This is a genomic window from Sphingomonas sp. SP3, assembly GCF_058514305.1.
This window is the reverse complement of record NZ_JBZSOE010000001.1, coordinates 666,548-679,328: the sequence shown is the minus strand read 5'-3', so window position 1 is coordinate 679,328 and position 12,781 is coordinate 666,548. Positions and strand designations below refer to the sequence as shown.

General features: G+C 61.4%; 15 protein-coding genes. 13 read left to right on the top strand and 2 right to left on the bottom strand.

From position 1 onward, the window contains the following. Positions 1–4: 4 nt before the first annotated feature. From AC4K8G_RS03630 to AC4K8G_RS03590, 9 genes are all read left to right on the top strand, one after another. Positions 5–1,207 carry a 2-phospho-L-lactate transferase CofD family protein gene (locus AC4K8G_RS03630; protein WP_491732811.1) on the top strand — a complete coding sequence of 401 codons (1,203 nt, stop codon included), beginning with the start codon at positions 5–7 and terminating at the stop codon, positions 1,205–1,207. Then, on the top strand, positions 1,204–1,827 hold the full coding sequence (locus tag AC4K8G_RS03625; protein WP_491732810.1) for an HAD family hydrolase: 624 nt from the start codon (positions 1,204–1,206) through the stop codon (positions 1,825–1,827). Before AC4K8G_RS03630 ends, AC4K8G_RS03625 begins: the two co-directional genes overlap by 4 nt. Beyond that, complete coding sequence (locus AC4K8G_RS03620) at positions 1,824–2,723, top strand: glycosyltransferase (protein ID WP_491732809.1); 900 nt, start codon at positions 1,824–1,826, stop codon at positions 2,721–2,723. Before AC4K8G_RS03625 ends, AC4K8G_RS03620 begins: the two co-directional genes overlap by 4 nt. Then, positions 2,716–3,441, top strand: coding sequence for an NTP transferase domain-containing protein (locus AC4K8G_RS03615; protein ID WP_491732808.1), 726 nt, complete (start codon positions 2,716–2,718; stop codon positions 3,439–3,441). Before AC4K8G_RS03620 ends, AC4K8G_RS03615 begins: the two co-directional genes overlap by 8 nt. Further along, positions 3,438–4,406, top strand: a complete 969-nt coding sequence (locus tag AC4K8G_RS03610; RefSeq protein WP_491732807.1) for a class I SAM-dependent methyltransferase — start codon at positions 3,438–3,440, stop codon at positions 4,404–4,406. The genes AC4K8G_RS03615 and AC4K8G_RS03610 overlap by 4 nt, the downstream gene beginning before the upstream one ends. Positions 4,407–4,461: 55 nt before the next feature. Continuing rightward, positions 4,462–5,937, top strand: coding sequence for an MATE family efflux transporter (locus AC4K8G_RS03605; protein ID WP_491732806.1), 1,476 nt, complete (start codon positions 4,462–4,464; stop codon positions 5,935–5,937). A gap of 24 nt (positions 5,938–5,961) precedes the next feature. Then, positions 5,962–7,950, top strand: coding sequence for an asparagine synthase (glutamine-hydrolyzing) (gene asnB / locus AC4K8G_RS03600; RefSeq protein WP_491732805.1), 1,989 nt, complete (start codon positions 5,962–5,964; stop codon positions 7,948–7,950). Positions 7,951–8,090: 140 nt separating this feature from the next. Beyond that, positions 8,091–8,516 (top strand): hypothetical protein, encoded by a 426-nt coding sequence (locus AC4K8G_RS03595; RefSeq protein WP_491732804.1) that lies wholly within the window; start codon positions 8,091–8,093, stop codon positions 8,514–8,516. Between the two features lie 42 nt (positions 8,517–8,558). Continuing rightward, positions 8,559–8,963, top strand: coding sequence for a hypothetical protein (locus tag AC4K8G_RS03590; protein WP_491732803.1), 405 nt, complete (start codon positions 8,559–8,561; stop codon positions 8,961–8,963). A gap of 40 nt (positions 8,964–9,003) precedes the next feature. On the opposite strand, the gene surE is transcribed toward AC4K8G_RS03590, so the two are convergent. Then, a complete protein-coding gene (surE, locus tag AC4K8G_RS03585; protein ID WP_491732802.1) occupies positions 9,004–9,777 on the bottom strand; it encodes a 5'/3'-nucleotidase SurE in 774 nt (257 codons plus the stop codon). 268 nt (positions 9,778–10,045) lie between these two features. On the opposite strand from surE, the gene dksA reads away from it, so the two are divergent. Next, entirely contained in the window at positions 10,046–10,513 is a 468-nt protein-coding gene (gene dksA, locus AC4K8G_RS03580; RefSeq protein WP_491732801.1) for an RNA polymerase-binding protein DksA, read from the top strand. A gap of 71 nt (positions 10,514–10,584) precedes the next feature. Here the strand turns inward: dksA and AC4K8G_RS03575 are convergent, their stop codons facing one another. After that, a complete protein-coding gene (locus tag AC4K8G_RS03575) occupies positions 10,585–10,749 on the bottom strand; it encodes a YdcH family protein (protein ID WP_491732800.1) in 165 nt (54 codons plus the stop codon). Positions 10,750–10,909: 160 nt separating this feature from the next. On the opposite strand from AC4K8G_RS03575, the gene AC4K8G_RS03570 reads away from it, so the two are divergent. The 3 genes from AC4K8G_RS03570 (at position 10,910) to AC4K8G_RS03560 (ending at position 12,777) form a co-directional block, all read left to right on the top strand. Then, positions 10,910–11,107: a DUF465 domain-containing protein gene (locus AC4K8G_RS03570; RefSeq protein ID WP_491732799.1), complete on the top strand. Its 198-nt coding sequence runs from the start codon at positions 10,910–10,912 to the stop codon at positions 11,105–11,107. Between the two features lie 72 nt (positions 11,108–11,179). Then, positions 11,180–11,686, top strand: coding sequence for a DUF1465 family protein (locus AC4K8G_RS03565; RefSeq protein WP_491732798.1), 507 nt, complete (start codon positions 11,180–11,182; stop codon positions 11,684–11,686). 107 nt (positions 11,687–11,793) lie between these two features. Then, on the top strand, positions 11,794–12,777 hold the full coding sequence (locus AC4K8G_RS03560; protein WP_491732797.1) for an aspartyl/asparaginyl beta-hydroxylase domain-containing protein: 984 nt from the start codon (positions 11,794–11,796) through the stop codon (positions 12,775–12,777). The last annotated feature ends 4 nt before the right edge of the window (positions 12,778–12,781 follow it).

Here is a 12,781-nt window from a genome sequence, read left to right as displayed (position 1 = left end):
GGCCATGCTGACTGTTGTCGTGCTCAACGGCGGCCGAGGTGCTGCGTCGCTGGTCCCGGCCCTGCTCGATGCCGGGGGGCTTAACGTCGTCTCGGTCGTCAACGCCTACGACGACGGCAAATCGACGGGCGAGATCCGCCGGTTCTTCACGATGCTGGGGCCTTCGGACATCCGTAAGGTCCAGCAATTGATGGTTCCTGGAGAATGCGCCGACGTCGCGCTCCCGCTGTTCGAATATCGTTTCCCGGTCGGTTGCAAACGCGAGGACGCGCTGTCGAGCCTGCGCAGCTTCTGCGATGGCGCGGACGAGGTGGCGGGGCTGTCGACCAAAGGCTTCACGCCGCATTTGCGGCGCTTCCTTTCGACCTTTCTAGTGACGCTCGACATGCTCGAGCGAAGCTCGGCACGCGACTTCAGCTTCTCCGACTGCTCGCTGATGAACTGCATCTACGCCGGCGCCTTCATCGAGTGCGGCCGCGACCTCGAGCAGGCGACGCGCCTTATCGACCGGCTATTCCGGCTGCGAGGGACGGTGTTGCCGAGCAGCAAGGAGAACCGATGGCTATCGGCGGTGCGCGAGAATAACGAGGTGCTCTACTGCGAAGCCGAGATCGTCGAGCTGCGTTCCAATGTCCGGGTCAAAGAGATATTCCTCACGGAAGGGCAAGCACCGCGGGATGATCTTGCGCGCCTGCCGGTAGAGGAACAGCGACAGTATCTCGCCTGGCATCATGCGACCCCAAGCGCATCCCCCGGCGTCGTCCTTGCGCTCGAGCAGGCGGACATCATCATTTACTCGGCCGGGACGCAGCACAGTTCACTCTACCCGACCTATATTTCGAAGGGGGTGTCGGAGACGATTGCCAACAACCGCGACGCGGTGAAGGTCTTCGTGACCAACATCGGAGCGGATTATGAGACGCCGAGCTACACCACCGCCGACTATGTGAACGGCGCCTACCGTTATTTGTCGCTGGGCTCCGCCTCCTCGCTTGCGCCCGGCGACCTCTTCTCCGCGATCCTGGTCAACAACGGCCGGCGCAAGGCGGACGAAACCTATGTCGAGCACGACGCCGTGGGCCTGGAGGCGCTTGAAGTGCCGCTCGTGCTGACTGACCTTGAAAGCGACGCTGCGCCGGGCAAACATGACGGCAAGAAGCTCGTCGCAGCAATCCTCGCCACCTACGAGCAGATGCGGTTGAAGTGAGCCCCACCGCCGAATTGCTGAAGGGCAAAAAGCTTCTGATCTTCGATCTCGACGGGACCCTGGTCGACACCACGCCGATTCACGCCCGGGCATTCGAAGAGACATTCGCCAGTTTGAACATCGCGGTCGATTATTCGACGATCGCGGGGATGAAGACCGAGGATGCCGTTGAAAAGCTGCTCGCCGGTGCGGGCGTCGAGGCCACGCCCGCGCTGGTCGCTGAGTTGACCGAAGAAAAGAGACGGCAAGCGCTAACGCTGATGGATTCGGCCAAGCCGATCGACGGCGCGGCCGGTTTCGTGAGACGTGCCAGCCACACCTATCGCGTGGCTTTGTGCACGTCGGGGTCGCGGCGTGCGACCGACCGGAGCCTCGAGACGTTGGGCCTCACCGGCCTTCTCGACCCGGTGGTGACGGGCGAGGACGTTACTGCTGGAAAGCCCGCTCCCGCGTCTTACCTCGAGGTATTGTGCCGGGCTCAGGTGGAAGCAGCGCAAGCATTGGTGTTCGAGGATGCCGAACTTGGTGCGGAAGCGGCGCGGCGGGCGGGCATCGCGGTCGTGATGGTCGATCGCGGGTGGGGCGAGGCCACCGAGGCCATCGGGGAGCTCGGCCTGTGAAAATCCTCGCGGCCGTCGTCACGCACAACCGGGAGAAGCTGCTCGAGCGGTGCATCGATCACTTGAGGGAGCAGACACGGCCGCCTGACGACATCGTCGTCATCAACAACAACAGCACCGACGGCACACTTGCCATGCTGAAGCGCAAGAAAGTCCGGGCCGTCACACAAGAGAATCTCGGGTCGGCCGGGGGCTGGCGACGGTCGATCGATGAAGCCCTGAGAGTGGGCGCGGACGCGGTTTGGCTGATGGACGACGACGGCTTTCCCGACGCGCGCGCGCTCGAAGTGCTCGAGCGCGATTTCGGGGATGGTACAGCCTGCCTCTCCTCGATCGTGGTTGACGAGAAGGACCATGATCTTCTCGTCTTCCCGCTCCCTGTTCTCGATGATCGGGACCAGCCGGTCCTGTTCGCGCCGCGGCGAAAAATCCGTAGGGCCCGAGAGCTGGCGGGCGCGAGCAAGAAAACCTATCCATTCGCCCACCTGTTCAACGGAGCCCTGGTGTCGGTCGATACGGTGCGGCGCATCGGCAACGTCGACGACCGCTTCTTCCTGATGGGCGACGAGATCGATTACTTGATGCGGATGCGCGCTGATGGGTTCGTCGGAAGCCACGTCGAGGCGCTTCACTATCACCCCAACGTCGCGTCTCGACCATGGAGCGACGTTAAGGTCTATTATTACCTGAAGAACACTATCATCCTGAACAAGCGATACTTTTCCGCACCCTTGGTACGCGATCTAGCTGCGGTTGTTGCTGCGATCTCACGGGTTGCAAAGCGCAATTCCGTCGTCGAGGGCTTGAGCTACGTCGCGGGAAGGAGGGCGCCGGTGCTTTGGCGCGCGATCGCCCGTGGTTTCAGAGGCAAAGTGGCCAAAGATTATCATGGCTAAGGTCCGGGCGCTCATTGCAGCGGCGGGGGCGGGGAGTCGCGCCGGGCTGTCTTATCCGAAGACCCTGCATCCCGTTCGTGGCCAGCCGATACTCCTTCGCTTGTTCGACCGCCTCGCCCGTTTCGACGACCGTCCAACCGTCATCGTTAGCCCGGAGGGATACGAGTCAATCCGCAACTGTCTGGTCCAGGTCGGTTTCGAAGCCGAATTGCTCATCCAGGAAAACCCGACGGGGATGGGCGATGCAGTGCTGCAATTCGATCAGGCGGAGGCGCGCGGTAGCGCTGATCACCTCATTCTCGCTTGGGGCGATCTCGCTGGCCTCCAGCAGGAAACCCTCGATGCAATGGTCGAAACGCATCTACGCCACGAAAACGATTTCACCTTCGTCACCGCTAATGTCGAGAAGGCCTACACCGTCGTCGAGCGAGGCACCGATGGGACCGTGCTATCCGTAGTCGAGACCCGCGAGGCAGCGACTACGCCGAGGCCCGGCGAGCGGGACATTGGCCTGTTTATCTTCCGCGCTGACCCGGTCCTTGCGCTTCTAAAAGAGAAGCTTCCTGGAGCAATCGGCGAGGCTACCGGGGAACATGGCTTCCTCTATGTGATCAGGCATGCAACGGAACGCGGTCTCCAGGTCGAGGCCCTGCCCATCGCCGGAGCCATGGATCTTATTTCAATGAACCGCATCTCGGACCTGGACGCACTTCAATGACCGTGAAGCTGATCAACCCGTCTACCGGCTTGCCCCTCAAGAAGATCAAGAACGAGCTGCGCGATGAAGCCGGCGCGACCTTTCCGATCGTCAATGGAATCCCACGGCTCGCACCAGTGGACAACTACGCGGAATCCTTCGGGATGCAGTGGAACAAGTTCGCTGCGACCCAGCTCGACCGGCAAAGGAGCGGGATGACGCTTAGCCGCGACCGCTTCTTCACGACCACGGCATGGGACCCGAAAGACCTGTCCGGTCTCGATATTCTGGAAGTCGGCTCGGGCGCGGGGCGATTCAGCCAAGCGGTGCTCTCCAACACCAAGGCCAATCTCTGGTCGGTAGATTACTCAACCGCGGTTGATGCCAATCAGAAGAACAATGGCGGCATCGCGCCCGCGCGTTTCCACTTGTTCCAGTGCAGCGTCTACGAAATGCCGTTTCCCGACGGCAGTTTCGACCGGGCCTTTTGCTTGGGGGTCCTTCAGCATACACCTAACTTTAGTGAGTCTGTCCGCAGCATCATCCGCAAGGTGAGGGTGGGGGGCGAGATCGTGGTGGATTTCTATCCAATCACCGGGTTTTGGACGAAGCTCCACGCGAAATATTTGTTGCGTCCGGCAACGAAGCGGCTGCCAAAGACGACACTATTGCGGTTGATCGAGCGAACCGCCCGGCCGCTGGGCTCGATCGCGCGAGGCCTGCGCTCAGCGGGGCTCGGGATTTTGACGAGATTTGTTCCCGTCGCCGACGACCGCGGCTTCCCTAGGGATCTGAGCCCGGAGGAATATCGGGAGTGGCTCGTGCTGGACACGTTCGATTGGTATTCGCCGGAATTCGATCAGCCGCAACGGGTGGCGACGGTCGCACGGATGTTCGAACAGCATGGCGCTGAGGTGACATTCGCGGGGATGCTTCCAGGACCTGGCAGCAGTGGCGCTGTCGTCCGCGGAATACGGCGGCGCTAGTGACTAACGCCCGACGGCGGGGCCCTGAGTCCGAGAATGGCGGCGTGCACGCCTCATGAGCCTTGCGCGGGCCTTCAAGATTCAGATGGCGGGCTCCATCGTCCAGATGTTCGCCCAAGTTCTGCGCGGTAAGCTGGCGGCTATTTTTCTGGGTCCGGCGGGCGTCGGGGTCTTCAACCAGATGACGGTCATTTGGAACCTGTTCCAAAGCGCGGGCTCGATGGGCAGCTTCCAGGGGATGGTTCAGCATGGGGCATCGGCGATTGCCGAAGGCAACCGGCCGATCAGGCAGCTGCTTTCAACCTTCACGATCGTCCTTGCGACCTTTTCGACGGTGCTGGCGATCGTGGGAGTGGTGGAAGCACGCTTTCTATCCGACCTAGTGCTCAACGACGGCGGCGAGCATGCGCGCCTGATCTCACTGATGCTGCTGGCCGTGCCGTTTTCGGTGACGGCGCTCGTGTACCGGGCGGCTTTGTCGTCGGCCCGCGCGGTCGATAAACTCGTCCGGGCGCAAATCCTGTCGGACGTCTGCGGTGCCATCGTTTTTGCTGCGCTTATCTGGCGGCTCGGACTTGCCGGCGCGATCGTCGGCTTCATGGTCAGTAACCTGGCCTTCTTCTTTCTGACCCTCGCACGCGTCTGGCGCATGTTCGGAGGTGCGCAGGTCCTGCCCAGGCTGGCCGATTTCCGGTCCGACATCGTTCGTCGAAATCTGGGCCTTGGGGCCAGCGGACTGATGATGCTCATTTTGAGCAACGTTTCGATAATGATCGTGAACCGGATCATCATTGCGCATTTCGGTCTTCATGGAGCCGGCCTGTTTTCGAACGCGTGGCGCCTCGCGACTATTTACCTTTTTTCGGTGACCGCGGTTGCGCTCAGCTACAACTTGCCCTCGCTGACCCAAACCAAGACGCCCGAACATTTGAGCGACCAGGTGGGAATCACCCTGCGCTTCTATTCTTGGGCGCTTCCGGTGTTGATGGTCGGCGTCATGGCCTTGGCCGAGCCGATCATCCGAGTGATCCTCAGCAAGGAATTCCTGCCGAGCGCGCTGATCATGTTCATCCTCGTTCCGACGGAATTGCTGCGGATCTATGGCGAGACCCTCTTGATGCCGCTGTTGGCCCGTAACCGCGGTTTCCACTTCACCGCCTTATTCGCGTTGCAGACAGGATTATTCGTTGGTCTCTCAGTGCTTATGGTGCCGAGGTTCGGCTTGCTTGGCGGGGCGATCGCCTATGCGATCTCACTTACGCTGGCCAACGCAGTAACCTACGCCGTGGCCGTCCGGAACATTGGCTTGACGCTAACTGGATCAACCATCGCGGCCGCAGCAGAGGCGATCGTCATGCTGATCGGCGCTGCAACCATGTGCTTCCTTTTCAGTTTTGGCCTGGCTCGCCTGGTAAGTTGCGCATTGCTGGTGCTGGTTTGGGGTCTGCTTGCCCTTCGTCATGGGGAGGTGCGGGCATATCTTTTGTCAGTAACCTCAGCGATGAACGGCATGCTAGGCCGCCGCCGATAGTGGCGTCGCTCGGTAGGCTCGGTCATGTGTGGAATCTTCGGAATTGTAAGCAAGAACGGGCTCGATCCTACGCTTCTCGAGCGAATGGGCAGAAGCCTTGCGCACCGCGGCCCCGACGATAACGGCATCTGGGTCGAGGATAATCACCGCCTGGCCCTCGGGCACCGGCGGCTTGCGATCGTGGATCTAACTCCTGCGGGCCATGAGCCAATGCATTCGGCCTCAGGCCGCTGGGTCATTACGTTCAACGGAGAGATCTACAACCATGCCGAGCTCCGCAACAAGCTTGAAGCGGAAGGCCGCGTGCCCGAGGGGGGATGGCGCGGCCACTCGGACGTCGAGACCTTGCTGGAAGCGATTGACCATTGGGGTCTCGAGCAGACCCTTGGCCGGTGCGCCGGCATGTTCGCATTCGCCTTGTGGGACCGCCATACGCGGGCGTTGAGCCTGGTTCGCGACCGCTTCGGTGAAAAGCCGCTATATTACGGGTGGGTTGGACAGGATTTCGTCTTCGCTTCCGAGCTCAAGGCTTTCCGGGCGCATCCGTCGTTTGACAATCCCGTCAGCCGACGCGCGCTCAACGAATATACAGCCCGAGTCTGCGTTCCGGCGCCGCTTTCAATTTACGAGCGGATCTTCAAGCTGCCTCCAGCAAGCATCCTCGTTCTTTCGGGCGAAATCGCGCCGGCAACCGCCGATCGCCCGCCGGTGGAAGGGGAGCCCGGATCACTGTCACTGCGGCACTACTGGTCCTATCGCGCGGTCGTCGCTGCGGGTCTGTCCGACCCAATCGGCGACGAGCGCGAGGCGAAGGCGCAGCTTGAAGCAGCTCTTGCCCGGGCAATTAGCGATCAAGCCATGGCCGATGTTCCAGTGGGAGCCTTCCTTTCCGGGGGGATAGATAGTTCGACGGTCGTCGCTCTGTACCAGCGTCAATCGAGCACGCCGGTGCGCACTTTCTCGATGGGTTTCGAGGACGACGCGCTAAACGAAGCGCCGTTCGCGCGAGCGGTCGCAAAGCACCTTGGCACCGTCCATCACGAGCAGATCGTCACCCACCGGGACGCGATGGAAGTCATTCCGATGCTTCCGACCATTTACGACGAACCGTTTGCGGACGCTTCGCAAATCCCGACCTTCCTGGTCAGCCGTATCGCTCGCGAGCAGGTGACGGTCGCGCTGACGGGCGACGGAGGCGACGAGTTGTTCGGCGGGTACAATCGGCACGTACTCGCGCCGATGTGGTGGCGGCGGATGGGGTGGGCGCCGACCCCGCTCCGCCGATTGATCGCTGGCCCGCTGTCGCGCTTTCCGCCGAGCCTGTGGGATTCCGGTGCGCACCTGGTTCGAAACCATGGCGATTTCAATCTTGGTGCCAAGGTCCAGAAGGGGCTTCGGGTCGTTGCGTCCGCGAAGAATATCGACGACGTGTATACGAGCTTCCTCGACGACTGGAGTCTCGAGCGGCGGCCGGTGCGCGGCATGGACGGAACACGGCCAGAATGGGACCTGAACGTCGGGGCGGACACCTCCGCCGCGGTGCGCATGATGTACTGCGACGCCGTCAGCTATTTGCCGGACGACATCCTGTGCAAAGTCGATCGAGCGTCGATGGCGGTGAGTCTCGAGACGCGGGTGCCGTTCCTCGACCATCGCGTGGCCGAAACGGCGGCCCGTATACCAATCGACCTCAAGATCAGGGGCGCCGAAGGCAAGCATATCGTTCGCGAGCTGCTTTACGATTTGGTCCCGCGGCATCTGTTTCAGCGCCCCAAAGCCGGCTTCGCAGTTCCGATCGGGAGCTGGCTGCGCGGGCCGTTGCGCGACTGGGCCGAGGAGTTGCTATCCGAGCGGCGCCTGCGAGCCGAAGGCTGGTTCGACGCCTCTCTTCTCCGGGAGCGTTGGGAGCAGCACCTGAGCGGCCGGCGCGAATCAGGTCAGGCAATTTGGGCCATCCTGATGTTCCAGGCGTGGCTCGACCAGCAAGATTCAGCGGCGGCGCTGGCTGCGTAAGTATATCCAAACAAGGCGATTGTTGCCGTCTCGTCACGGCTCAGAAAAATTTAACTCCAGTATAGTGGAATGAAACTTTAGACTGGACTAAGGGTTTCAGATTCTCGCGGGGGCAACATCCCGCGCGCCAGGAGATTTTTATGGCCTCGGGTTTCAAGGGCGTTGTTGGCGTACTGGTCGCAAGTTCGCTGTTCGTCACGTCATCTGCCGCGGTCGCGGCGTCCACGTCCGCTCCTGTTCCAGCAACCCAAATCAGTCCCTGGGCTGCGCTGACCGCGATGAGCGGCGGTGCTTCTGCCTCGGCCCTGTGCGGCGCTGCCGCTGTGGCGGCTGCGGCCCAGACCCCTGGCGGTTGCGTGCTCCCGGCAGTGGACGCTCCTCCGCCGGTTGCGCAGAGCGCACCGCCGCCGCAGCCGATCCCGGTTCCGCCGGTCGATGCGCCCAGCGGGCTAGGCCTTGGTATTGATCCGCTGATGCTCGCGCTTGGCGTTCTTGCCGCTGGCGCGCTCCTCTATTTCGTCGTCATCAAAAAGAACAACAACAACAATTCCAACAGTCCGGCCTGAGGCTGACCGGGGGGGACCCGCTCAGATCAGAAGGGAATGCGTATGAATATTGGGTTTGTGGCCCGCGCTGTCGCTGGAGTGACTCTGGCGGCCGCGATGCCGGGCATCGCCCTTGCGCAAGGTGCGTGGGTTCCTGGTTCCGAAATCGTTGGCCAGCCGATCCAGGTGACGACCAACGGAACGACCAACACAATCTACTTCGATCAAGGCGGCGCAGCCCGCATGGTCACGCCCAGCGGCAACACGGTCCCTGGAACTTGGCAGGCTGCCAATGGGCAGCTTTGCCTGAGCAACGGCAGCGCCCAGGAATGCTGGCCGTACAATGGCCCATTCCAGCCTGGCCAGCCGCAGACGCTGACCAGCTCTTGCAATGCGACGTCGAGCTGGCTTGCCCAGTCGACTAATCAGTCGCCAAGCCAGGGCCAGAAGGGCGAGCGCGGTCAGTAACTACCTTCACACGGTGTGATTGCGTGCGCGGCCGCGTCCCCTAGGACGTGGCCGCGAACCGTTCGTGCAGAGCCTTGAGCGATGCATCGTGCGTCAGGTCGAGATGCAGCGGGCTGACAGAGATATATCCGTCGGCCACCGCCTCGAGATCGGTGAGGTGTCCCGGGGTCTCGACCATCGGGCCGAGGCCGAACCAATAATAGTCATAGCCGCGTGGATCGGTCCGCTGGACGATCCGGAGTCGGCCGTAGTCCCGCAGGCCCTGTCGGCAGACGCGAACCCCCTGCACCTCCTCCGGCGCAATCGCGGGGAAATTGACGTTGATCAGCGTCCTCGGCTCCATGTCGAACTCGAGCAGGGGCGCAAGCACGCGTTCCGCCCAGGCCTCGGCGGCCGCGAACGGCACGGTGTCGCCCATTCCTTCGCGAGAATAAGCTTGGCTGAGCGCAATTGAAGGAACGCCGGCGAGCGCTCCTTCCATCGCGGCTGACACCGTTCCCGAATAGGTGACGTCCTCTGCGAGGTTCGCTCCGCGATTGATCCCCGACATGATGAGATCTGGCGGGGATTCTTTCATGACGTGGGCAAGGGCTAGCATCACCGCATCGGTCGGCGTTCCAGTCACCGAGAACCGGCGGTCGTCGTGCCGCCGAAGCCGAACTGGTTCGCTCAGCGTCAATGAGTGGCCGGCGCCAGATTGTTCGTCGGTGGGGGCGACGATCCAGAGGTCATCGCTTAGCTTGCGGGCGACGGCTTCGAGGAGCTTCAACCCCCGGGCGTTCACGCCGTCGTCGTTGGTCAGCAGAATCCGCACTAGGGCGCTATGGGGGAGGGGCGTTCATGCTGCAACCGCGAAGAATTGCGCCATATTCGCAACAGCTTGGCGATTTCTTCACCGCCATTGCGTCAGTCCTTGTTAAGCCTCGCGCCCCTATTTATAGGCGCGGTTGGGGATCGCCGACTTGCTTGGGTAAGTCTCGAGAAAGTCAGCAATAATTGCCTCCGGCTGCACCGGGGCGCCGGCCGCAGCAGGCGGCGGCGTTTGGGCCTTTGGACAGGCCTTGTGCGGGGAGGGAAAACTCATGGCGACTGCACTTGTCGACCTTTATGGCGGCGAAAAATACGGACCATTCGATCGGATCATTCTCTCGGAGGCCTATCGGCCGTCGGAGAACGAGGAATTCATGTGTCCTGAGCATCGGGCCTATTTCCTGCGGAAGCTGAAGGCTTGGAAGGAAGATATCATCGAAGAATCGCGCCAGACCATGGCGCAGCTTCAGGTCGACTCACTTCGCGAGCCGGATATCGCCGACCGTGCGTCGAGCGAGACGGACTGGTCGATCGAGCTCCGCACCCGTGACCGGCAGCGCAAGCTCATCTCCAAAATCGATTGCGCGATCCGCAGGCTCTACGAAGGCGAGTATGGTTATTGCGAAGTGACCGGCGAACCGATTTCACTGGCCCGACTCGAGGCTCGTCCGATCGCCACGATGACGCTGGAAGCGCAAGAGCGCCACGAGCGGATCGAAAGGGTGTCGCGCGACGACTAAAGCGCAAGGCGCTTAGCGACCGAGGCACGCGACGAATTGGGCCGCGTGCTTTCGGGCGTAAAAAAGCTGGCCTAGTGGGTCAGGTGCCCGGCCAGCTCGTCTTTCAATCTCAACTTCTCTTTCTTCAGTCGGTGGAGAAGGTCGTCGTCGGGATGGTTTCGGTGCTCTTCTTCCTCGATCAGAGCGTGAAGAGCCGCATGCTTTGACTCCAATTCCTCGACCATTGCCTTGTCCATTGGTGCCAATCCTTTCGCTAAGCTGATGTCACCGTCGCGTAATAAAACACGAATCGACCCGTTTGTCTTGATCGATCGCACCGCTCGGCGGGCCAGGCCCCCGTGTTGTCGCTCAGTGGCGGTTTCGAACCCGGCTCACTTGGGGTAAAATCCGCCCGAGATGAATGATGACCAGCCGGCTCCCCCGCTAGAGGTGTTGAAGGCCGAACACCGTCAGCTTGATGAGCGCATCAGGGAGCTAAGCGCCGAGCCCATTGGCGATCAGCTTGAGATTGCCCGACTCAAGCGCCGCAAGCTCAGGCTCAAGGACCAGATTGAGCAGATCGCCGACTCGAGAATCCCCGACATTATCGCGTGAATGCGCCTGTCCCGGTCAGGGACAGCTGGTTGCGATGAGCCGAGAACGGCCACTCAGGCGTTTTCAGCGACCATGAACGATGGCACTCTCGGTGCGATGGACGATTCGCTTCCGAATGAACCGCAGGCGCGGATCACCTCGCGGCTGATCGACTCGCTTTACACCGAGGCGATGTTGCTGGCCGACGAAGCGCGCTCCTATTTCGACGATATCGGCCGCGACGACCGGGCCACGCTCGAGCCCTTTGCTCGGGTTGGTTTCGCCTGTGAGTCCCTCAAGGTCACGACGCGCATAATGCATATCGTCGCTTGGTTGTTGACGCAGCGGGCGATCGAGTCCGGTGAGATTCCGCTACGCGAGGGCCGCCGCCCAGAACGCAGACTCGGCCATGCACAGGACAGCGACCCCGCGGTGGTCGAGCAGCTCCCCGACGCTGCGCAGCGGCTAATCAATGCGAGTGCCGACCTCTATGCCCGGGTTAAGCGTATCGATGAGGGGCATATGGAAACCGACATCCCGCAAAGCCCGGCGCGGGCATTGATGGGTCGCTTGGAGAGAGGCCTCTCCCAGGGGCAATAAGGTCACGACCGCCGTTCGTCGGATGAAGCGGAAGTCTGTCATCCTGAATTTCCCGTTCGTCGAGATATGATGGCCCGGGTCTAACCCGGCTGAAATGCTCTCTTCGTATGGGCGAGCGTGATTTCGCAGTCGAAGAGGCCGAACTCAGTCGAATGCTCGAAACCGAGCCTGATTCAATCGGTCGGCACGTCGAACTGGCTGATCTTCGCGCGCAAGCAGGCAAGGGAAATCTGGCGCGCCATTCGTATCGCGAAGCGCTCCGCATTGCCGATGATGGACGGCACTTCAGCGAGATCCAGAGAAAGGTCAGCCATGCGCGGGCGGCGCTCGAGCGGATCGAAACCCAGCTTGATTCAAAGCGTCGAGCGACCTTGGCGGAGCGTGGATTTCCCGACGATCAATTGAGCCCACGGTTTCGCGAAGCGCTGGAGATCGCGGCTGGCCGCCTCAAGCGGTATGAATCAGAGCCGACGGATTTCTATTTTCCCGGGCTTCCGGCCATTCAATTCTTTGAAACCGCGCAATTTGCGTGGGGCCAGGCAATAGAAGCAGCTGCGCCAGCCATTCTCGAGGAATTGCAGCGCGAACTCGAACGTGGAGCCGACGAGTTCAGGGCTTACCTGCAGGGTCACTCGGTCTCCCCGGAAGCGAACAAGAAACTGAGGGGAAAGCGGGACTGGAGCGTGCTCTCTCTGTGCGAAAATGGCTGGGTCGATACGCGCGCAGTCGAGCGCTTCCCGCGGACGTGGCAGGCCATTCAAAATGCGCCGCTTCCGGCTGTTTACGGTTGGGGGCCAACGGCCGTGCTCTCGAAACTCGCTCCAGGCGCGCACATTTCCGCTCACAACGGCATGTTTAACACTCGGCTGATTTGCCACCTCCCTCTCATTGTCCCGCCTGGCTGCCGGTTCCGCGTCGGGAACGAGGTGCGCGAATGGAAAGAAGGCGAGCTGCTGATCTTCGACGACACGATCGAACATGAAGCGTGGAACGACGGGACTGAAAACCGGGTAGTCTTGATCTTCGATGTCTGGCGGCCGGAACTGACGGAAGTTGAGAAGGACGAATTAGGCGCGCTGTTTCACCTGTAGACGG